A 20,831-nucleotide genomic window follows, 5' to 3' on the forward strand; every position below is an offset into this window, starting at 1 on the left:
TAGCTTTATCTCTCATGTAGGATTTGCCAGTGTTTTTATGGCTTTTCTTTATTTAAGTTCTGTTTTTATTACCAAAAGATTTACTACCTCTGAGACCTGGCGTCCTTTTGAGATGCCCGAATCATCAAAGGGAAAAGCAAAAAAGTCACCTTCTAACTACATGAAGCTTTCATTAAAAAAGTTGTTCATGTATATATCATTAAGTGCTTTGGTTATTTTAATTTTTGGCTTGTTAATAACTCTTATTGCTGAAGCGATAGCTGTAAAAAGTGGGTTGGGAACAAGTTTTATAGGGGTAACTATGCTCGCACTTGTCACTTCGCTACCCGAATTAAGCACGGTGATAGCCGCTGTAAGAATAAAATCCTATACCTTGGCCATTTCTAATATTTTAGGCAGTAATCTCATTATGGTTTTTTTGATTTTACCCGCCGACCTCATGTTTTCTCAAGGACTAATAATCAATTCCATTGATACCACAGCAGCACTGGCTCTTCTTTCTGGCATTATTATCACTGCAATTTATTGCATTGGGCTTTTGTTTAGAGGAACAAAAAGGCTGCTAAGAATGGGTATCGACTCCATATTAGTACTTGTCTTTTATATCTTAAGCTTAACTTTATTTTACCATTTCCGCTGAGATTTATCATAGTGGAAATGCCACAAAGTATATGTATAGGAGAAATGAGTGTCCTCTGGTTCACATGGGAGTTTAGAGCAGCTTTTAAATAAAATTGAAAATCTGGCCAATAAAAATAACAAAATCTCCTTTGGTTTACTTTTAAATGCAATTGGAAGACGTTCCTTTGGGCCAATTTTATTTTTTTTTGGTATGATTTTAGCCGCTCCTGGTCTAGCAGATATTCCAGGCGTCCCCGTGGTAATTGGTTTCATTTTATTGCTGATTATTCTTCAAGTTTTAATGTGGCGAGAACATATCTGGTTGCCAAGCTGGATAAAGAATTGGTCGATAAGCTCGAAACAATTAATTAAAAGTGTAAACTATTTACGTAAGCCAGCTTTATACCTTGATAAATTGTTCAAGCAACGTTTAACCTTTTTGGTTAATACAGCAAGTACATGGATGATTTGCCTCATCTGCTTACTTATTGTTTTAGCAACCCCAGTGATGGAGTTGATCCCATTTAGCGCAAATTTAGCAGGATTAATATTTATGACTTTTGGTATATCATTAATATCCAATGATGGATTCTTCGCCCTACTTGCAATTTGTTTGTTCTTTCTTCTACTGGGTGTTGTGATTGGTTTTACTTTTTGATTAGAGCGATGAATAACAAATGAAAAAACAGCAAAGTCATCTGCCGGGTCAGTTTAAGAAGGGTTAGACTTTATTATGAGTAAAACAGTATTTATCAGCGGATGTTCGACGGGAATTGGATTTTTCCTGACAAAAGCCTTACATGAGAAAGGTTTTAAGGTCATTGCCAGTTGTCGAAAAACTCAGGATGTCATGCGGCTTCAAGCCTTGGGAATTAATACTTTGCAGATGGACGTGAGTGACTCATCTTCTATCAAGAAGGCGGTAGAGAAATTACTAGAACACACTTCTGGAAAGCTTGATATACTCATCAACAATGCAGGATTTGGTCAGGCTGGAGCTTTAGAAGACATTGGTCAAGATGTAATGCTGCATGTATTTCAAACGAATGTTTTTGGTTTACATGAACTGACCAGGCAAATCATTCCTGTAATGCGCGCTCAGGGAAGCGGGCGAATCATTAATATTTCCTCCATTTTAGGCCTGGTGTCTTTGCCTTTTAGGGGCGCATATAATGCTTCAAAATACGCTGTTGAAGGCTTAAGTGACACTTTACGGCTGGAACTTGAGCAATCTAATATTTGGGTTTCATCCATTCAACCAGGTCCAATTGAAAGCAATTTTCGTGATACGGTGATAGATACCTCGCTAAAAGCTATTAATATTGAAAATAGTTTTTTTGCCCCGCAATACAAAAACATGCTGCTTCATTTTAAGGAAAAAAAGAAAAAATCAGCTTTTACTCAAACACCCGAAGCGGTATTTAAAAAAGTCCTGCATGCTATTGAGTCAAAAAGGCCAAAGCCTGTTTATAAAGTAACCCTCAGTGCTTATTTGCTTGCCCTCGCCCGAAGAGTTTTGCCTAATCGATTGTTGCATCGCCTACTAGCCAAAATAGCTAAAAATGAATTGTCCTAGGAGTTTGTGATTGTAAAACTTACTTTGTCTCGGACAAGCACTTCGTCATAAAATGGATTATGAGGATCTGATCCAGAATAGACTGTTTTATCACCCGTTTCTCGGAATCCCATTCGTTTATAGAATTTTTTGGCTGCCTGATTTTTCTCCCAAACCTCGAGACTCAATGACTCTATTTCTGGATTTGCTCGAAGACAATCATAATTAGCCTCAAGTAAAACCTGCCCCAAGCCTTTACCTTGATATGCTCGTAAGAGATAGATTTTACTAAGTTTTGCTTGCGGGGTTTCTAAAACCATTAATGAATAACCAACTATTTTTTGAGGTTGGGATTTTGTTCGAACCACAAGACAATGATGATTCGTATTCATAATCCATTCTTTTAATTTTTCCAAGTTATATATATCTTCCAGTTCAGCTTCAATTTCTGAGTCAGACTTTGTTTTAATATAATCAATATAAGTTTCTTTGAAGGTTGCAATAGAAACGTCTCGAAGCTGTGATAAATCATCAATAGTTGCATCGGTAATCAATAAGCTGTGCTTATTTAAGTGTCTTTTAAAAAAACCAAACATTTTTCTTCCTAACTAACTATTTTAATTAATAGAATGCGGTAACAACGCTGACAAATCAACAGCCCTCTTACTTCTTTATAAAACAACAATCACGGTTTGAGGACAACGAACTTAAATTTTTTCGAATACTTATTTTTCTGGGACATTTTTTGTGTTTGAGGGAAGTTATCTTTACCCAATAACCGTCATTGTAAAATTCAGACCACCTAAAACATTGAGTTTCCATTTTTAGAACCAGGGGGGATGACCTGTAAAACATCCCAATGCTCTAAAATTTTGCCACTTTCAGATAACCTGAAAATATCAATACCAGCATAATTCTTATCTCTTGGCCATTCTTGTAAGCAGTGCAAAACAACAAAGTTATTTTCTGCAATGATTTTCTTAAATGTGACTTTCTTACCAGGATACTCTTTTGCCATTCTCCTAAAATATTCAATGAAACCCAGGGCAAACGCATGAGTGCTCAAAAAATACCATTTAGTACTTTCTGTGCATAATCAGATTGCAAGGTTGCTTTGTACCGCTTGGCTTTTATCCCTTTTTTACATGATTTTTCGTTACGTAACGCATTAACTGCAACATGTCTAAACACACCGAAATTTTCCGAGGCATTGTCTCGCCTGACTCTAGAATCGTCTTCTCTAAATGACACATCGAGCACCCAGTGTAACTGATTCTCGACAGCCCAATGCTTTCTAACTGCATTAGCAAATATTTTAGCGTCTGGAGCTATTGATACAATAAAATATCGGGTTTCAGAAGTTGTTTTACCATCGATATAACGTTCTGATTCAACCATTCCAATGCCTTGCAAAGAAGCCCATCGTCCAGGATTGCTAATAGTATCCAACATGTCGCTAATCCAATATCGGCGCAGCTCGACACGACCATGGCCTTTATGAGCTTCCTCAAAATAATCATACCGGACATTCTTAAATTCAAATCGGCGAGATGTTTCAAAAAAATCGATTATTTCTTCGTGAAGTTGTTTTTGGTTATCTTTTACAGCCAGTACATAGTCTGCTTCTTTGTTAACTATTTTTTCCGCAATTTTCTCTTGGCAACCCATGGCATCAATGGTCACAATGCAACCCTTGATATCCAATAAATCAAGTAAAGCTGGGATAGCCGTAATCTCATTTGATTTATCATCTGTCTTTTTTTGACCGAGAACAACGCCATTTTCAGCAGCATATGCACTCACCATGTGAATCGCAGACTTACGTTTTTTCTTGTCATATGAATGACGCAGGGTTTTTCCATCAACTGCTATAATTTTACCGTCGGTTGCTTCTTCAACTGCTGCCATCCATTTAATGAAGCAGCTTTGTAATTCTTCTGGATTGAGACTGGACACTATCCTGGCGATCGTGTCATCAACTGGAATGCCTTTCTTAAAAAAACCGCGTTCTTGAAGCCAATTTAAACGAGCATGTCCAACTTCTTCTATATCCTGCCAGCCTTCAGCTCCACAAATAACTGCTAAAACACACAGAATAAGGATATCGATCAGTTCATGATCAATTTTGCTTTCTTGACGTGGATCGCGAATTATTGAAAAACATTCTACTAATGATGACATTTTTGCTCCTTTATAAATAAAGGAGCTATGAGATCACATAATCAGTTTAATTTAAAGGCACTCGTGATCTTGCCCTGCAATGAAACCATCTTTACCATCTTTCACATGTGGATTATGTTGAATATATGTATCCCCTACATATTTAGCTATAGCTTGAGCTGGCTTATTTTTGTTGAACATTAGATCGTAAAATTCAATAACATTCTGTTTGTTTCTTTCAAGAACATTCACTGCAAGTTCCTTTTCGTGTGTTAAATTTGGTAAACTGGCAGATACAACTATGGGAGCACCAAGAAGCATTAAAAAATAAATCATTATTTTTTTCATCTCGAACAATCCTAATCTAAGTTACGGTCAAGTCCAAAAAGTGCTGTAAATTCCCATTAATTCAGCCTATCAAGTTAGTACGTTATTTAGTCAAAGCATTCATCCCTACAACATTAGACTTTCCGGCTTCATTCTCAGCCAGCCAGTCATTAAATTCGTCCATATTAAGATAACGCCTTGATTGCCACTGCTCGTTTTGTTCAGCTAATAAAGCGCCAATCAGCCGCCATGCAGAATCATCATTAGGAAATATCCTTATCACTCGTTCTCGGCGCCTGATTTCCTCGTTAATTCGCTCTTGCATGTTGGTGGTGCGAAGTCGCTTCCTGTATTTCTCCGGCAACGCCATAACTACCATGGCATCGTCAAAAGCCTCCTCAAGGCAGGTAACTGATTTTGGTGCTTTTTTCTCAAAGGCATCAATAAAATCATCGCGTCTACGCCTGGCTTCTTCCATATCAGGTGCCTGAAAAACAAGCTTTGCCTTTTCAGCAACATCTTTGCGGTGTCTGACAGAGCAGTGCCCGAGGATGTTGCGCATCAAGTGAACTTGGCATCGTTGCCAGGTTGCACCTTGAAAGTGCTTTCTAGCCGCTTCCACAAGCCCTGCATGCTGGTCTGACACAACATACATCACGCCTTTTAGCCCACGAGATTTTAGCCATTTAAACGCTTCATCCCATGTAGCATAGCTCTCAGTGTCACCAATGCGAAGGCCCAGTATTTCACGGTAGCCATCACTTCTGATACCCGAGATGGTCAAGGCTGCTCGAGACACGACTCTGTCACCATCACGACACTTGATAAACATCGCATCAACCATGATAAATGGGTAGTTGTCACCATCAAACCGACGCTCGTTGAAGGCTCTGACTCTTGCATCAAGACCAGAACACAGTTGACTGACGGTTGACTTTGAAAAACTAGCACCGCAAAGTTCTTCAGTAATGTTATTAACTTTTCTGGTTGATACGCCATTAACAACCATTTCCATCAGAGCCAATACAAAAGCCTGCTCACTGCGTTGATAGCGCTTAAAAATATCGGTAGAAAAAGAGCCATCACGTGTCTGCGGCACTTGAAGAGTGACTGGTCCCACACGAGTGTATAGTTGTCTTGGACGGTAACCGTTACGATAGCCTATACGTTCACCTGAACGTTCATGCTTGTCTGCTCCCAGACTTTCTGACACCTGTGCCTCCAATACCTGATTCAATACACCTTCAACAAGCTTTGCGAGCCCATCCTGGCTTGATAAAAGTTCTGGAAGCAATTCCTTTCCAACTGTAATATTGTAATCCGTCATCGCTAATCTCCTTCGATAGTTATTGTTTTTCACAACTCAATAGTACCGAATTTTAGCGATGACTCCACTCCTAAAAAGTCAACCTGAATTTACAGCAGTTTACGGACATAACCTAAGTTACTGTATCCATTTTAATCTTTTAGAGTGGTATATCAATTGTTAACTACCTAATTTTCATCACCTGTCATATTTGATGACAACCATATGGAAATATGGTTTTATTAGATTATGGGATTGCCGTTTAGTTAATCACCCGGTCTTTGATTAATCACTCATGTTACGCATAAAGGATTGAATTATGAAAAGAGTACTACTGATAGTGTTGGCCCTGTTTTATGCTTCTATCTGCCTGGCAACAAATCAAAAGTTAGTAAACATAAACATACAAGGTGTTGATTGCCAACATTGTATAAAAGACTTAATAGCCAATTTAACCAAACTACCCAATGTAGAAAAGGTGAAATTTCGCGATGAAACTCACCAAGTCACTATTTTAATGAAAGCAAATAAAAATCCTGATCCAAAATTAATCAATAAAGCCATAAAAAACGCCGGATACCTTCCTGAGAAAACCACGGCTTCCTTCTTAAAACCCAGCTCAGGCAAAGATGCTAATAAACTGCCTACTATCAATTTAAAAATCAAAAACCAGCCCTGTGAATCCTGTCATAAGAAAAAATGAGCATACACTGTGGGACTCACGTTCTAGATCAGTAGAACGCGCATTTATTAATATCACTATAGCGCGGTGCTTTATTGCTTAACCTCTTATAGCTTACTGACTCATGTTACTGAGAATAGCTGTACTCATCGATATTTTCTGAATCCTCTTTGAGAGTGAGTTCTTGAAGTAATGCCTTGCAATTCTCGAAACGACTCACGCCTTCTTTAAAGAAAGAATGTTTGTCATGATGGTAAGCACATGCTTCTTCCAGAATATCTTTAATGTTCCTAATGATGTCTTCAAGACTGGATTGTTCAATGACCTCCTTGAAATATAGTGACTGCTCACATATCGAATACATTTTATCTATACACTTAAAAATTTCATTTGCATATTTTTGTTTCTTTTTATTCTTTGATTTATAGTCTGAAGAAACTTCACGCAATATTCTCGCATGCTGATCGACAAATATGATTTTTTTTAATGCATCATCTAATAATTTAATGGTATGCATATCTGGAACGGAACCTCGTAGAGCTCTCTCTTTTTCCTTCTCCAACATACCGCGAAAAGTTTCAATAAGCTCGTTTCTTATCTTATATTTCTTGTATGCAGCATTCTCACTTTGAATAATAGTGAAATCGTTTTCAATATTTTTAAGGCATTCGTGCCATGGTTTATGCGAATTTGCATAGTGTTTTTCAACAGGTAGCCTCTCGGGGTTTTTTGGACGTAAAGAATCCAGGCGAACGAATGAAAATTCCCAATCTTTATCGTACTTATTTGGGTCAATTCTTCTATTGTCTCCGCATAATACCTCATATACCGAGCCAATCATTAATGTCGTAATGTGCCTATGGTATTTATATATATGATCAATATCTCTCTCATTGCCACGTATCATTTCCTGCACTTTATCCCAATTTGATAAATAATAATCCAGCATTTTTTTGGGTTCTTCCAAAGCTTGAGGTGAAGCATACATCATCCAACAGTCAGGATTTATGCCATGCTGCAAATTAACATAAGGCATTTTAAACGCATCATAAGCATCAAATGTGACTTTATCTTCTATACCATCAATGATTTTTACATTCGTATCGAGTGTGTAATTACCTTGAGTTGCCAGTAAAAGTAAGGAAAAGGCATCCTTAAACGAGACCCTATCAATAATTCTGTCGCGTGGCGGGTTAAGGAGTTCATGCTTCATTGCCAACATCTGCTCGGCATATTGACGAAACTCCTCATCCTCATGCAAGCTCATCTCTTCAAGATAGGCATCGACAGAGACAACAGTGATATCGACTCCTTGCTCTTCGAATAAATTTTCATAAAAGTCTTTATATTCGTCTAAGCAATAATAACAAACTGGATTATTACAGTTTTTTGCCATTTCTATGACGTTTTCCACATCAGACGCTAAAACTGCTCCCTCATAACTGCTCTTCATTTTCGGTGAACCAATCCAGAGATAATTCAAGCGTGGCAATTCTTTCTGTAGTAACCGTTTCTCTTTTGTCATAGTCATTACACATATGTATATTAATTTTTAGTATAGAATAAATATTGATCTTTCTATTTTTTTACAGAACAAATTAATCTAATATTTGATCAATTATCAAAAAAATCGGCTTTGTCGCAATTTTTCGCTTGAGTGATTTTTATTGGCATGGCCAGACTGTATGCGTAATGTTGTCTTAATTTTGTTCTGTTATTATAACATTAATTAACAATGAATTAGGGTTTAATGAAATGACTGGATATGCGGTATTAAGCGATACTGCTTTTAAAGATACATTGGAGAGTCAATTACCTGCAGAGAATGTCGACAAAGACATTCCCTTGCATGGCGGAGGTGATTTTGATCACCCATTTAACTCCTTTTCTTGCTATAAAAAAGGTAACACCATTGTCGTATTACATCCCTTTGATAGCAATAGATATAAAGACTTAATGACCTCCTTACAAACTCAGTATGGAAATCTGGACAACTGCCATATTCTTGCTGGTATAAAAGGCGATGGCGTTACCGAAGGTCATATCGTTACAGCATATCAACCTCCTATAAGTGAAGGCGGACTTCAAATCTTTGACCCTAAAACAAGCGATCCAGATAAGTTTTTTCATAAGCCTTCTGGCAGTCGCATAGGCACTGTGATTCTCAGCCTCTTTCGCTCACTTATCCCTCGTTATTCAGCCAAAGTCACAATAAATACTACAAATGAGACTGATCCTGATCCAACCGACCAAGTAGAGGCTGACTACATGGCCTTAGGAACCCAGTCTTTCTTCGATCCTGTTTCCTGCGGCTATCATACTGCAAGCAATATCTTAACGCTTAGGCAAATGATAAACGATGGTAGAGCCGGTGAGATTAATCGGGACAATTTACTGAAAGAATCGCATAACCCGGTTTATCGCTCAGCAAATGCTCTTAAAAATACGACTCATGCAACAAGAGTCGACAGCGGCTTGGGCGCTTTCTTGAAAAAGGCCTGGCAAGACACTTACATGCCTCTGGAAAATGAAGAAAAGCGAAAAAAACGGCATTTTGGCCATTATTTTATGGGTTGGCCCAAGGAGAAAGGTGCAGGACAAAAGGTGCTTTATTTTGCCACCTTGGGTTTTTTATTTAATCCTTTGATCAATCTCATCAAACTGCCGACAGAATTTTTATTAAATGCACTCTCAGAAACGGCTAGCTACGCCAAAAATGCCCTTTTAGCCACCGCTCCCACCCATCCTGCCTTGCAATATTTACGCAGTACCGCATTACTGGCCTTATACGGTTTACAAGGAGCATTCAAAGGGCTTTCCTTACTGGTGCGAACGGTTACCTCCCCCATCACAAGCTTTAAAGCCGCCTGGCGTGTTCATCCAGCGCTAGGTGTTTTAAGCGCTGTCGTTTCCGTTGCTGCCTATGCCGCTCTGGCTATCTTTGCCGCTCCTGCCTTACTGGCCTTGGCAGGTCCAGGGGCCGCAGGCTTTCTTGCTCCTGCCATTAAGGCGCTGAGTTATCCAGTCACCTTTATCGCCGCTAAACTGAGCCTGGAAGTGCCTGCGGTGATTGGTGCCGCTTTCACTGCCATTGCCGGCAGCTCCCTGCTCGTTGGGATCAAAGCAGGAATTGGAAAAGCCATCTCCTTTTTCAGTAATAAGACAGCTGAATCGAAGCAACCTAAGATTACTTCGGATATTGAAGATTTTGAACCTATAGATTCTGAAATAGGCCAAATGCCTGAGGTCTCTCCTTCTTTAAGCAGACTCAACTCTTCCTCAGATTTAACGGTAAAAGGTTTTGAGGAGAATTTTGGGCAATCTCCTGTGCAAACCTCCAAGTCAGTACCTATATCAGTACCTATAAAAAAGAAGAAGGATATAGAGGAGGATTTCGTAAACATTGATTCTCCTTCTTCATCTTTTTGAATTTTCACAATGAAAAAATGAACTTTAAAGTCAACTCTTTTTCGGATAAACCACCATGGAGCGAATCCTTGAGCCTTGCACTTTATTGATGACGACTGAAAATTCCTTAAACTCTACCCGCTGCCCCTGCTTGGGAAGAGCGCCTAAACGATGAGTGATTAAGCCATATACGGTATCAATGTCCTCTTCCTCCTCACTGAGTTCAATGTCTTCATCCAATGCCCGCTCCAGTGAATACACCGAACAGTCCCCTTTAATACTGATGCTGCCATCGGGATTTTTAACCCAGTCTTCCTGCGTTAAGTGAAACTCATCCTTGATACGGCCAATGAGTACCTGCAAGAGATTATCGAGGGTGACAAAGCCGATGAGACTGCCTCGACGATTATAAATCAAAGCGAAATGAGGCACTTCTTCGCGAAATTTCTGTAATAACTCAGAGACAGGCAAGCGACGGGAAATTTTTAAAACCGGGCGAATGAGAGCGCTTAAATCTTTCAATTCACCCTGATGGTAAAGGGTGGAAAACAAGTCTTTGACATGAATAATGCCAATGATGGCATCCTCTTTTGGATCATAGACCGGATAACGGCTGTATCGATATTTCATGATGATGTCCATGGTGTCTTCCAGGGAGTCAGAAACATTCAGCTGGATCATTTCTTCCTTTGGTCGCATCACTTCCGTTACTCGAAGTTCAGCGAAATCAAGGGTGTGCTCAAGCATACTCACCTGTTCTTTTGATAATTCGCCGTGCAAATGATTGGCGCTTAAAATCAGCTTGATTTCTTCGGTTGAATAAAAATGCTCTTGTGGATGAAATGCGCTAAGCTTTGTCAATTTCAGCAAAAAATTAGAACAACTATTGAGCAGCAGGATAGCAGGATACATTAACCAATAAAAAGCGTATAAAGGCACAGCCGTCCAAAGAGAAATTTTTTCTGACTGACGAATGGCCAGCGACTTGGGCATCAATTCGCCGATCACAATGTGAAGAAAAGAAATCAGGGAAAAGGCCACAAATACAGAAATCACCGTGATCAAATTGGCCGAAGTGATGCCCGCGCCTCGAAGAATAGGGCTTATCAAATGAGCAAAAGCCGGCTCACCAATCCAGCCAAGGGCCAGTGAGGCTAAGGTAATGCCTAACTGACAAGCGGAAAGATAAGCATCCAGATTTTGGTGAATAATGACTAAAATCCGCCCACGCAGGCCGTAGGTTTCCTCAATGGCTTTAACCCGCGTATGGCGTAGCTTGACCATACCAAACTCAGCGGCAACAAAAAAAGCATTTAAAAGGACAAAGAAAATGGCGGCTAGCAAAAGAAAAAAATGGCTCATGTTAAACCTTGTTTATTGCGCTGAAACAGAACGTTCGTCTTATTCCTTTGAGTTTCCCGCTATCTTAGCATATTATTCACTCATGTTACGCCAGCACAGTATTTTTTAGAACATTTAGACGCATTTTGGAATTTTAAAGCGCAGTTTACATAGAGTAAATGAGCATTTGAAATTTCAAAATGCGTCCAAAGAGGCAAAAAAGACGAAGCTGCGTAATATGAGTTATCGAATTACCGGCGAAAGCCGGTACCCCTTTGCATTAAAATTCAAAACCATTCACGAAATCAAAAATTATACGAAAGGCATCTCGGCATTTTGCTTTGAGTTATTGAGAAAAATTCGCTATAGTTGTTTTAAAGATTACCAGAGAGAAGGCTGATGTTGCGAGTTGTTGGGTTGTTTTTTTTATTGGTTTTAAGCGCTGCCGGATATTCAAAACAAGATGAAGCCATTTTTGCCGGAGGTTGTTTCTGGTGTGTTGAAGCCGATTTTGATAAACTGCCCGGTGTACTGTCCACCACTTCCGGCTATGATGGCGGAACCTATAAAAACCCTACTTATCATCTTGTTTCATCCGGTACTACAAAATATGTCGAATCCGTTAAGATCATTTATGATTCCGATAAAATCAGTTATCGTGATTTGGTTTTGTATTTTTTCAGGCATATAGACCCAACATCAAAGGATGGGCAGTTTTGCGATCGTGGCCGCCAATATCGCTCGGTGATTTTTTATTTGAATCCCGAACAGAAAAAAGTGGCAGAAGATGTACTGGAGGGCGTAGAGAAACTCTTTGATAAAGTATACACAGAAGTATTACCTTCAACTCATTTTTATGCCGCTGAGAAATATCATCAAAACTATTACAAAAAAAATCCCCTGCGATACAAATATTATCGCTGGCGCTGCGGTCGCGATCAACGCGTGCAAGAGGTGTGGAGTCATGAAAAATCTTAAATTATATGCAGGCTTTGTGTTGTTGCTCACTCTTAGTTTTAATGTACAGGCCTTTCCTTCTTTTAATAAAGAACAAAAACTGAAAGAGTTGACACCTTTGCAATATAAGGTCACCCAGGAATCCGCGACGGAAAAGGCATTTCAAAACAAATACTGGAATAACAAACAAGAAGGCATCTATGTGGATGTGGTCTCTGGTGAGCCATTGTTCAGTTCCACCGATAAATACTCCTCAGGAACTGGTTGGCCCAGCTTTACAAAACCCATTGATTCAAAATACATTACCTATCACAAGGATCGTTTTTTGCTGTTTTGGCCCCGAACGGAAGTTCGTTCAAAGTATGCGGATTCACATTTAGGACATGTTTTTAAAGATGGTCCTGAACCTACTGGTTTACGCTATTGTATTAATTCGGCCGCATTGGAGTTCATTCCCAAAGATCAGCTGATTAAACGCGGCTACGGCGAGTACTTAAAATTATTTAAATAACCTGAGTTCAACTTAAAGAGGCAATGTCTTTTAGATTGCTGTTAATAACTCAGTTACGCAGCACAGTATTTTTTAGAAGACTGGTGCAATGAAAGACCTTGTTATCAAATATGAACTTTCTGCTTAAACACTCATGTTAGACGTGAAAAGGTGCGTGATGTTAACCCATACCAATCAACTTAATAATGCTCAGCTGCGTGACTTAAACCACTTGCTTGCACAATGTCGACTGAAAGACGGAAGTACCCCCAATGTTTATCCTCACATCTTAATCCAACAACGTCCTTTTTTCGTCAACGGTCTTTATTATCAAGATGCAGAACTGATTGGCTTTATCAGTGTCTTTTTCTTCTATGAAGACTGTTGTGAAGTCAGCTTGCTGGTTGACCCTGCACAGAGGCGAAAAGGACTAGGCAGACAATTGCTGCAATCTGTCCTGCCCATTCTTCAGGCCCAGCCCATAAAAACGCTGATCTTTTCAAGCCCGCATCAAACAAACGAGGAATGGTTAATGGCGCGGGGTTTTGAGTATCAATTAAGCGAATATCATATGGAGCGTCGAAGTTTGCAGCCTGTTTTAGTTCCCCAGCGGCTTTTAAGCTTTAAAAATGCATCTCCGCAAGACATATCGGCCTTATGTCTTGTAGATAAAGCCTGTTTTCCTAAAGATCCGGCAAAAATGCTTGCCCGCTTTCATTCCTTATTTAATGACAGAGATTACCAGTTAATACTGGCTTATCTTGACAACGAGCCAATAGGCAAGGCACATATCCGATGGCAGGCAAAAGGAGCGACTTTTTCTGACATTGGTATTCTACCGCCGCTACAGGGTCAAGGTTTTGGCACCGGTTTGATTGCCCATTGCATTAACCTTGCTTTGGCAGAAGGCAAACCAAACCTTGATTTGGACGTTGAAATCAAAAACACTAAAGCGCTTAAACTATACACGCGCTTAGGGTTTAAGACTCAAAATGCCTGTGATTATTGGCAACTTCCTCTGTCAAGAGCAATGAGTCTGTAAAACAGGGCAAAATCCTACTTTGATTAGGCTGAGTTGACGATTAATTGGCTGTACAGCTTGCATTTTCGCTTCGAGAAATCTCATGCGACTCTGGTCTTAACCTGGATCTGCCAAGGAAACTAAAGTAAAGTATTTTTATGTAAACTCATTATTGAAATCCAAAATGACTCATTTATTGTTTGTCGCTTTTCTTCTTTTATCTTCCATAACCTTTGCTGAATCAGAAACTCCGGCCGAAAAGCAGGATCCCTTTCAGAAAATCATTAATGAACACTATCTATCCTATTCAAAAATGGAAAATTTTTCCGCCATTCAGGTCACCATCAAAACGGCCGATGAGATACACACCTATGTCAAAGGCACAAAAGCCTTAACTCCAGGAAGCATGCCCATTACCAATAAAGAGTTGTTTAACATAGGCAGCATTACCAAATCCTTTACCGCCGCCCTCGCTGTCATGGCAGAAGCAGAGGATAAATTGCAATTGCAGCAAACTTTAAATCAATATTTGCAGAATTACCCTCACTGGGGTGAAATCACCTTAACTCGTCTTTTAAACATGAGTAGCGGCATCCCGAATTATTCGGATTCACCTAAAATTAATTATCTGATGAGTAAAAATCTAAAGCAATTCTGGAATCCAGTGGAACTAATTGATTTAGTTTATCCCAGGCAGTTTAATCCACCACGAAAAAAAGGATATTTTTACAGCAATTCCGGATATGTCCTGATGGATATGATATTATCAAGTCAGTACAAAAAGATGTTTCGCTCTCTTCTGGAAGAAAAAATCATTTCCTTTCTAAAACTGGAAAACACATATTATCCTATCCCTAATTTTTCTACGGATGTCTTGTTAAGAATGGTACGAGGCTACTCTTACAATATTTATGAAAATCCCGAGTTGCTGGGACAGGATGTTACGGAAAACAATTTAAGCTGGGCAGGGGCTGCAGGCGCGATTGTGGCCAACAGTGAAGCTGTCGCACAGTGGGTAGAGCATCTTTTTATTCGTGATACATTGTTGACAAAAGAGCAAAAGAGAAAGATGCAGCAATTGATTTCGGTAAAAACGGGTCAGCCGATTTCTGAAACAGATGCAGATGATCCTCGCGGTTTCGGTTTAGGCATCATTCAAGGCTATCAACCCAATATCGGCCATTACTGGTATTATGAAGGCGAAACCCTGGGATATCGCGCTTTATATTTATACTCCCCCTGTAACCACGTCATTGTTGTAGCCTTGTTTAACAGTGCAACAAACAATGAGAATGATCATGCTGGCGATTTAATCCAGGCTCTTTATCAACAGTTGCTAAAAATGAATACCCATTTGATATGTAACCCCAGTTCAACGTAAATCTCATACCTAAGCGAGATACCATTTATCAAAATATAGGCGTCATGCTTGCGTCGCGTTGAGGATATGTAAGAATAATAAACAATAATCAAATAGGCCGAAAAAACGCGTCTTTACTGTTCGCTATCCGTAAATATGAACGGAAATGACAGAGGTTACTGAAATCGACTTGACAGCCTTTTCCTCTCACCTTTAGTATTGCGTAGGTATATTCCCTTAACAAGGATAGCGAATGAAGAAACGGGTTGTCATCACCAGTATGGAAATCATTTCCTCTATTGGAACAGGAATTGAAACTTTTTGGCAGGCTGCAAAACAAGGACAGTGTGGAATAAAACGAATTACCGCCTATGATCCTTCTCCTTATACAACACAAATCGCCGGCGAGGTTACCGATTTGTCGCTGGATCATCTGCCCGAATTCAATAAAAGCAAGCGTTATCCTAAAGTCGCTCAATATGCCTTATATTGTACCCATCATGCTTTTGAAAATTCTGGACTCACAGAAAAGGAGCGAAAAAAAGCGGGTACTTTTATTGGTACCAGTCTTGGTGGAATGCCTGAACTGGAGTCTGCTTATCGCAGTTTTTTCACTGAAAACTGGAAAAAAGTTCCCGCCTTAACCGTTATTCGTGGAATGCCTAATTCCGTAGCCAACCATGTGGCGATTGCCTTTGGCTTAAATGGCCCTAATTCCACCTTATCCAATGCCTGTGTATCGTCCGCCGAAGCCATAGGTACTGCCTATCAGCAAATAGCCAACGGTCAGCTGGACATAGCTGTGTGCGGAGGCACCGAGTCTTTGCTTTGGGAAACCATTATGGCTGCCTGGTGTAAATTAAGGGTCATGTCTACCAACAACAAACATCCCGAAAAAGCCTCTCGTCCTTTTGATAAAAATCGGGATGGGATGGTCATGGCCGATGGTGCGGGGATATTGATTCTTGAGGAATTAAATCACGCAAGAGCAAGAGGCGCTACCATCTATGCAGAAATTATCGGTTACGGCTCCAGCTGTGATGCTTACCATGTCACCGCCCCCAACAGTGAAGGCCAGAGCCGCGCGATTCACAATGCCTTGGAAAACGCAAGGCTCAGCATTAACGATGTTCATTATATCAGTGCTCATGGAACCGGCACTCAATTAAATGATCTTACTGAAACCATAACGATTAAGTCGGTATTCGGAAAACGCGCTTATGAGATTCCCATTACCGCTCAAAAAGCAATGACAGGCCACACCATAGGAGCGGCCGGAGCAATGGAAATTATTGCTACCGCGTTATGTTTGAAAGAGGATGTTCTTTTACCCACTATCAATTTAACAGAACCGGACCCGGAGTGTGATCTTGATTATGTGGCCAATCAAAGCAGAAAACAGCTCATCGACATTGCCTTGTCCAATCATTTTGCTTTTGGTGGAGCGAATGCTGCTCTGATTTTACGTAAATTTATAGCTTAATGAGCGTGAGTGTTCGACATAAGGGCACGAGTACCTTTATGTCGCTAAAAAACCTTATACCCATCGAACGAAGATGAATTGCTTTGCCAGCTTAAAAAACCGTACCACAAGTCGTTTGAAGAATACTTTAGGATGAAAGTTATTACCCATTCTTCAGATTAAAAAACGGCACGGTTTACATATAAGTAGTGTATAGCATGGAATCAATTTAAACGAAGAATAATCAAAAAAAGACCGCGGCCGAGAAGTCAGATGAAATATTGGCGAAAAACTCGCATAATGGGTCGTCTACAGTATATAATTTGCCTATTTTGTTTGTAAAAATAAAAGGTTTATTTTCATGAAAGCTTCCTTGGCCGAAATAGCGGATTTGATTAAAGGTGAAGTGGTGGGTAATGAGGACCTGATGGTTTCTTCCATTTCCCCCATTGACAACATAGAAAAAGGCGCACTTGTCTTTGCGGATGGCAAAGATAATTTAAAACGTGCCGAGAATTCTGAAGCTGCCGCTATCCTTGTCGATCCATCCACGCAAAGCGATAAAAAAACGCTGATTCAGGTATCTCAACCGCTTAGAGCCTTTATCACTTTACTTAATCACTATAATCCACCACCACAACTTCCAGCCAGCATTCATCCAACGGCCGTTATTGCCGAGGATGCGCAAATCGGCAAAGAAGTATTCATAGGTCCTTATGCGGTAATAGAATCTGGCTCTGTCATCGGTGATCACTGCGTGTTAAGAAGTCATGTTCATATCGGTCGAAACGTTATTCTGGGCTCACACACTGTTTTACATCCTCATGTCACGGTTTATGATGATTGTAACATCGGCTCCAGAGTACATATCCATGCCTCAACGGTGATAGGCGCGGATGGCTTCGGCTATACCTTTACCGACGGCAAGCATCTAAAGGTACCTCATATTGGCCACGTAAACATTGAGGATGATGTGGAAATTGGTTCAAATTCAGTGGTGGATCGAGCTACTTTAGGAGCTACCGTCATTGGTGCAGGGACAAAAATAGATAATCATGTCCAGGTGGCTCATTCTGTCAAGCTAGGCAAACATAATATTTTATGTGCTTTTACCGGCATCGCAGGTAGCTCAGTCAGTGGTGATCGGGTTATTTTTGCCGCTAATGTAGGCGTCAGCGATCATGTCCGTATTGATGATGATGTCATCTTAGGCGCACGAGCAGGCGTTCCTCCCAAAAAGCATTTACTGGAAGGCAATGTTTATCTTGGGAACCCTGCCAGACCTCGTGATAAAGCCGTTGAGCAGGAATTATCCGTATCACGCATACCTATCATGCGTAAAAATTATAACCAATTAAAGGAAACCGTTAAAAAATTAGCCGAACGCCTGGAAAAACTTGAGGCTGAGAAATGACGACGTCTCCCCTGATTCTCGTAGATGGCTCCTCCTATTTCTTTCGTGCCTTCCATGCCTTGCCTCCATTAACCAATTCAAAGGGAAAACCGACGGGTGCTATCTATGGCGTAGCCAATATGGTCAGAAAGCTGATGAAAGATTATCAAACCTCTCGGATGGCCGTGGTGTTCGATGCCAAGGGTAAAACCTTTCGTGATGAAATATATCCAGAATACAAAGCGCATCGTCCTCCTATGCCGGATGAATTACGCAGCCAGTTTCAGCCTTTAATACAACTTCTGCAAGCGATGGGACTACCTTTATTAATCATTGATGGGGTTGAGGCTGATGATGTCATCGGGACACTTGCCAGACAGGCCAGTGAAGAAGGCCAGTCTGTTCTTATTTCTACCGGTGATAAGGATATGGCACAACTGGTCAATGAACACGTCACGCTCATCAATACAATGAACAATACCATATTAGACATTGAAGCTGTGAAAGAGAAATTTAAGGTAACGCCTTCTCAAATCATTGATTATCTTTCCTTAGTCGGCGACCCGGTGGATAATATACCCGGTGTAAAAAAATGCGGACCTAAAACCGCTGCCAAATGGCTTGAAGAATACCAAACGCTGGATAATTTAATGGAGCACGCCGATGAAATCAGTGGCAAGATAGGTGAAAATTTGAGAGATAGTTTACCGAATTTACCTTTGGCAAAAAAATTAGTGACCATAAAAACAGATTGTGATTTGCCAGTATCTTATAAGGACTTACAACTCAAAGAAATGGATCAAGAGCAGCTTATCGAATTGACCAAAGAACTGGAATTTAAAACCTGGCTTAAAGAATTACTTGCAAAGGAAACCGTCGAAACAGAAAACCATTCAGCAACAATAAAAAAAAATTTTGAAGTGATCATAACGACTGCTCAATTGGAACAATTATGCCAAACACTTCAAACCTGTAAGGCTTTTTGTGTTGACACAGAAACAACAAATATCGATGCCTTACAAGCCGAAATTGTCGGCATTGCCTTAGCTACTGAAGAAAAAAAATCTTTTTACATTCCTTTAAAGCACAGAAATGAAGATCAGCAGCTTGACAGGGAAGAAACATTAAACAGCTTAAAACCCATCCTGGAAAATCCAGATATTCAAAAGATAGGACAGAACTTAAAATACGATTACAGCGTGTTTAAAAATCATGGGATTGATTTAAAAGGCATTGGCTTTGACACCATGCTGGAGTCTTATGTGCTTAACAGTGCAGCAAGCCGCCATGACATGGATTCTCTCGCCTTAAAATATCTGGGCTATAAAACCATCAGTTATGAGGAAGTAGCCGGGAAAGGGCTTAAACAGCTGCGTTTCGATGAAATTCCTGTCGCCTCTGCTGCCGCTTACGCCGCTGAAGATGCGGATATTACCTTGCAACTGCATCATAAATTATACCCCATGATGGATGAAACCCTTCGTCGTGTGTTTCATGATATTGAAATGCCCTTATTGACAGTACTTGCGGATATCGAGCGTTTTGGAGTGCTTATTGATCTGAACACTCTGGCAAAACATGGAGAACGCTTAAAAGCACGCATGAAGGAGCTGGAGGAGGAAGCCACGGAACTGGCCGGAAAGATTTTTAATCTTAACTCAACCAAACAGCTGCAAAAGATTTTGTTTGAAGAACAGCAATTGCCGGTGATATCCAAAACCCCTAAAGGCCAGCCCTCAACAGCCGAATCCGTACTGCAGGAACTGAGTTTTGATTACCGCCTACCGGCTGTCATTCTGGAGTATCGTAGTTTAAGTAAACTGGTTTCTACTTATATTGATGCTTTGCCAAAACGCATTAACCCAGATACAAAACGTGTGCATACTTCTTACAATCAGGCCGTGGCAGCTACAGGACGTTTATCTTCCAGTGAGCCCAATCTGCAAAATATACCGATTCGCAGTGAAGAAGGCCGTCTAATCCGTAAAGCTTTCATTGCCCCAGAAGACCACGTATTGCTGGCAGCCGATTATTCACAAATTGAATTACGGATTATGGCTCATCTATCACAGGATGAGAACTTGCTGAAAGCCTTTGCGCAAGGATTGGATATTCATTCCGCTACAGCCAGTGAAATTTTTCAGATTCCTATGGATAAAATAAACAGCGAACATCGCCGTCATGCCAAAGCCATTAACTTTGGCCTGATCTATGGCATGTCGGCTTTCGGCTTATCCAAGCAGCTTGGTATAGAGCGTCAAAATGCTCAGCTATACATAGACACTTATTTTAAGCGTTATCCGGGCGTTTTGAATTACATGGAGAGAACGAGAGAAAAGGCTCATCAGCGCGGCTATGTTGAAACCTTGTTTGGTCGACGCCTGTATTTACCTGAAATCAACACACGCAACATGATGCGGCAAAAAGCAGCCGAACGCACAGCCATCAACGCCCCCATGCAGGGAACAGCCGCTGATATCATTAAAAAAGCGATGTTGGCTGTCGCTGAATGGCAGAAAGAGCAGGAAACTCCACCAGCCAGGATGATCATGCAGGTTCATGACGAACTCGTCTTTGAAGTAGTTAAAGACAAGGTAGACTCCTGCATACCCATAATTCGAAAATTGATGGAAGAAACCGTTAAATTGTCAGTGCCATTACAGGTATCCATGGGCGTGGGTAATAATTGGGATGAAGCGCATTAGTTTTCATTTCATGCGGCCCAATCGCCGCATCTTTAAAAAAGAG

At 40.4% G+C, this 20,831-nt stretch carries 19 protein-coding genes; 12 read left to right on the forward strand and 7 right to left on the reverse strand.

Annotation, left to right across the window (positions count from 1 at the left end; translation table 11 throughout):
* Nucleotides 1-187 precede the first annotated feature (187 nt).
* From E4T55_RS06540 to E4T55_RS06550, 3 genes are all read left to right on the forward strand, one after another.
* A complete protein-coding gene (locus E4T55_RS06540; protein ID WP_167758043.1) occupies nucleotides 188-640 on the forward strand; it encodes a hypothetical protein in 453 nt (150 codons plus the stop codon).
* 48 nt (nucleotides 641-688) lie between these two features.
* On the forward strand, nucleotides 689-1,279 hold the full coding sequence (locus E4T55_RS06545; RefSeq protein WP_058501817.1) for an exopolysaccharide biosynthesis protein: 591 nt from the start codon (nucleotides 689-691) through the stop codon (nucleotides 1,277-1,279).
* A 75-nt stretch (nucleotides 1,280-1,354) separates the two neighbouring features.
* On the forward strand, nucleotides 1,355-2,197 hold the full coding sequence (locus E4T55_RS06550) for an SDR family NAD(P)-dependent oxidoreductase (RefSeq protein ID WP_058501816.1): 843 nt from the start codon (nucleotides 1,355-1,357) through the stop codon (nucleotides 2,195-2,197).
* Here the strand turns inward: E4T55_RS06550 and E4T55_RS06555 are convergent.
* From E4T55_RS06555 to E4T55_RS06575, 5 genes are all read right to left on the reverse strand, one after another.
* Nucleotides 2,194-2,772, reverse strand: coding sequence for a GNAT family N-acetyltransferase (locus tag E4T55_RS06555; RefSeq protein WP_058501815.1), 579 nt, complete (start codon nucleotides 2,770-2,772; stop codon nucleotides 2,194-2,196). The genes E4T55_RS06550 and E4T55_RS06555 overlap by 4 nt on opposite strands.
* Nucleotides 2,773-2,978: 206 nt before the next feature.
* Nucleotides 2,979-3,194 (reverse strand): nuclear transport factor 2 family protein, encoded by a 216-nt coding sequence (locus E4T55_RS06560; RefSeq protein WP_115325381.1) that lies wholly within the window; start codon nucleotides 3,192-3,194, stop codon nucleotides 2,979-2,981.
* Between the two features lie 44 nt (nucleotides 3,195-3,238).
* Nucleotides 3,239-4,357, reverse strand: coding sequence for an ISAs1 family transposase (locus tag E4T55_RS06565; RefSeq protein WP_058500405.1), 1,119 nt, complete (start codon nucleotides 4,355-4,357; stop codon nucleotides 3,239-3,241).
* Between the two features lie 51 nt (nucleotides 4,358-4,408).
* Complete coding sequence (locus E4T55_RS06570; RefSeq protein ID WP_058502511.1) at nucleotides 4,409-4,684, reverse strand: nuclear transport factor 2 family protein; 276 nt, start codon at nucleotides 4,682-4,684, stop codon at nucleotides 4,409-4,411.
* A gap of 82 nt (nucleotides 4,685-4,766) precedes the next feature.
* Entirely contained in the window at nucleotides 4,767-5,990 is a 1,224-nt protein-coding gene (locus E4T55_RS06575) for an IS256 family transposase (RefSeq protein WP_115325208.1), read from the reverse strand.
* Between the two features lie 298 nt (nucleotides 5,991-6,288).
* Between E4T55_RS06575 and E4T55_RS06580 the strand changes: the two genes are divergently transcribed.
* A complete protein-coding gene (locus E4T55_RS06580; protein ID WP_058501862.1) occupies nucleotides 6,289-6,672 on the forward strand; it encodes a heavy-metal-associated domain-containing protein in 384 nt (127 codons plus the stop codon).
* A gap of 106 nt (nucleotides 6,673-6,778) precedes the next feature.
* Here the strand turns inward: E4T55_RS06580 and E4T55_RS06585 are convergent, their stop codons facing one another.
* Nucleotides 6,779-8,176, reverse strand: coding sequence for a hypothetical protein (locus E4T55_RS06585; RefSeq protein WP_058501861.1), 1,398 nt, complete (start codon nucleotides 8,174-8,176; stop codon nucleotides 6,779-6,781).
* Between the two features lie 230 nt (nucleotides 8,177-8,406).
* On the opposite strand from E4T55_RS06585, the gene E4T55_RS06590 reads away from it, so the two are divergent.
* Nucleotides 8,407-10,080 carry a hypothetical protein gene (locus E4T55_RS06590; protein WP_058501860.1) on the forward strand — a complete coding sequence of 558 codons (1,674 nt, stop codon included), beginning with the start codon at nucleotides 8,407-8,409 and terminating at the stop codon, nucleotides 10,078-10,080.
* Nucleotides 10,081-10,110: 30 nt separating this feature from the next.
* Here the strand turns inward: E4T55_RS06590 and E4T55_RS06595 are convergent, their stop codons facing one another.
* Nucleotides 10,111-11,421, reverse strand: a complete 1,311-nt coding sequence (locus tag E4T55_RS06595) for a hemolysin family protein (RefSeq protein ID WP_058501859.1) — start codon at nucleotides 11,419-11,421, stop codon at nucleotides 10,111-10,113.
* Nucleotides 11,422-11,799: 378 nt separating this feature from the next.
* Between E4T55_RS06595 and msrA the strand changes: the two genes are divergently transcribed.
* The 7 genes from msrA (at nucleotide 11,800) to polA (ending at nucleotide 20,788) form a co-directional block, all read left to right on the forward strand.
* Nucleotides 11,800-12,378, forward strand: a complete 579-nt coding sequence (gene msrA / locus E4T55_RS06600) for a peptide-methionine (S)-S-oxide reductase MsrA (RefSeq protein ID WP_058501857.1) — start codon at nucleotides 11,800-11,802, stop codon at nucleotides 12,376-12,378.
* A complete protein-coding gene (gene msrB, locus E4T55_RS06605; protein WP_058501856.1) occupies nucleotides 12,365-12,868 on the forward strand; it encodes a peptide-methionine (R)-S-oxide reductase MsrB in 504 nt (167 codons plus the stop codon). Before msrA ends, msrB begins: the two co-directional genes overlap by 14 nt.
* A gap of 157 nt (nucleotides 12,869-13,025) precedes the next feature.
* Nucleotides 13,026-13,889 carry a GNAT family N-acetyltransferase gene (locus E4T55_RS06610; RefSeq protein WP_058501855.1) on the forward strand — a complete coding sequence of 288 codons (864 nt, stop codon included), beginning with the start codon at nucleotides 13,026-13,028 and terminating at the stop codon, nucleotides 13,887-13,889.
* Nucleotides 13,890-14,052: 163 nt separating this feature from the next.
* Nucleotides 14,053-15,249: a serine hydrolase domain-containing protein gene (locus tag E4T55_RS06615; RefSeq protein ID WP_082636527.1), complete on the forward strand. Its 1,197-nt coding sequence runs from the start codon at nucleotides 14,053-14,055 to the stop codon at nucleotides 15,247-15,249.
* Between the two features lie 232 nt (nucleotides 15,250-15,481).
* Nucleotides 15,482-16,711: a beta-ketoacyl-[acyl-carrier-protein] synthase family protein gene (locus tag E4T55_RS06620; protein WP_058501854.1), complete on the forward strand. Its 1,230-nt coding sequence runs from the start codon at nucleotides 15,482-15,484 to the stop codon at nucleotides 16,709-16,711.
* A gap of 340 nt (nucleotides 16,712-17,051) precedes the next feature.
* A complete protein-coding gene (gene lpxD / locus E4T55_RS06625; protein WP_058501853.1) occupies nucleotides 17,052-18,104 on the forward strand; it encodes a UDP-3-O-(3-hydroxymyristoyl)glucosamine N-acyltransferase in 1,053 nt (350 codons plus the stop codon).
* Nucleotides 18,101-20,788, forward strand: coding sequence for a DNA polymerase I (gene polA / locus E4T55_RS06630; RefSeq protein ID WP_058501852.1), 2,688 nt, complete (start codon nucleotides 18,101-18,103; stop codon nucleotides 20,786-20,788). Before lpxD ends, polA begins: the two co-directional genes overlap by 4 nt.
* The last annotated feature ends 43 nt before the right edge of the window (nucleotides 20,789-20,831 follow it).

Origin of the sequence: Legionella israelensis (assembly GCF_004571175.1) — a bacterium.
Taxonomy (GTDB): domain Bacteria; phylum Pseudomonadota; class Gammaproteobacteria; order Legionellales; family Legionellaceae; genus Legionella_D; species Legionella_D israelensis.

Bases quoted from the DNA above. Each gene is read 5' to 3' on its own strand.
- E4T55_RS06540 (WP_167758043.1), top strand. From the start codon at position 188: ATGTATATATCATTAAGTGCTTTGGTTATTTTAATTTTTGGCTTGTTA.
- E4T55_RS06550 (WP_058501816.1), top strand. From the start codon at position 1,355: ATGAGTAAAACAGTATTTATCAGCGGATGTTCGACGGGAATTGGATTT.
- E4T55_RS06555 (WP_058501815.1), bottom strand. From the start codon at position 2,772: ATGTTTGGTTTTTTTAAAAGACACTTAAATAAGCACAGCTTATTGATT.
- E4T55_RS06560 (WP_115325381.1), bottom strand. From the start codon at position 3,194: ATGGCAAAAGAGTATCCTGGTAAGAAAGTCACATTTAAGAAAATCATT.
- E4T55_RS06565 (WP_058500405.1), bottom strand. From the start codon at position 4,357: ATGTCATCATTAGTAGAATGTTTTTCAATAATTCGCGATCCACGTCAA.
- E4T55_RS06570 (WP_058502511.1), bottom strand. From the start codon at position 4,684: ATGAAAAAAATAATGATTTATTTTTTAATGCTTCTTGGTGCTCCCATA.
- E4T55_RS06575 (WP_115325208.1), bottom strand. From the start codon at position 5,990: ATGACGGATTACAATATTACAGTTGGAAAGGAATTGCTTCCAGAACTT.
- E4T55_RS06580 (WP_058501862.1), top strand. From the start codon at position 6,289: ATGAAAAGAGTACTACTGATAGTGTTGGCCCTGTTTTATGCTTCTATC.
- E4T55_RS06585 (WP_058501861.1), bottom strand. From the start codon at position 8,176: ATGACAAAAGAGAAACGGTTACTACAGAAAGAATTGCCACGCTTGAAT.
- E4T55_RS06590 (WP_058501860.1), top strand. From the start codon at position 8,407: ATGACTGGATATGCGGTATTAAGCGATACTGCTTTTAAAGATACATTG.
- E4T55_RS06595 (WP_058501859.1), bottom strand. From the start codon at position 11,421: ATGAGCCATTTTTTTCTTTTGCTAGCCGCCATTTTCTTTGTCCTTTTA.
- msrA (WP_058501857.1), top strand. From the start codon at position 11,800: ATGTTGCGAGTTGTTGGGTTGTTTTTTTTATTGGTTTTAAGCGCTGCC.
- msrB (WP_058501856.1), top strand. From the start codon at position 12,365: ATGAAAAATCTTAAATTATATGCAGGCTTTGTGTTGTTGCTCACTCTT.
- E4T55_RS06610 (WP_058501855.1), top strand. From the start codon at position 13,026: ATGTTAACCCATACCAATCAACTTAATAATGCTCAGCTGCGTGACTTA.
- E4T55_RS06615 (WP_082636527.1), top strand. From the start codon at position 14,053: ATGACTCATTTATTGTTTGTCGCTTTTCTTCTTTTATCTTCCATAACC.
- E4T55_RS06620 (WP_058501854.1), top strand. From the start codon at position 15,482: ATGAAGAAACGGGTTGTCATCACCAGTATGGAAATCATTTCCTCTATT.
- lpxD (WP_058501853.1), top strand. From the start codon at position 17,052: ATGAAAGCTTCCTTGGCCGAAATAGCGGATTTGATTAAAGGTGAAGTG.
- polA (WP_058501852.1), top strand. From the start codon at position 18,101: ATGACGACGTCTCCCCTGATTCTCGTAGATGGCTCCTCCTATTTCTTT.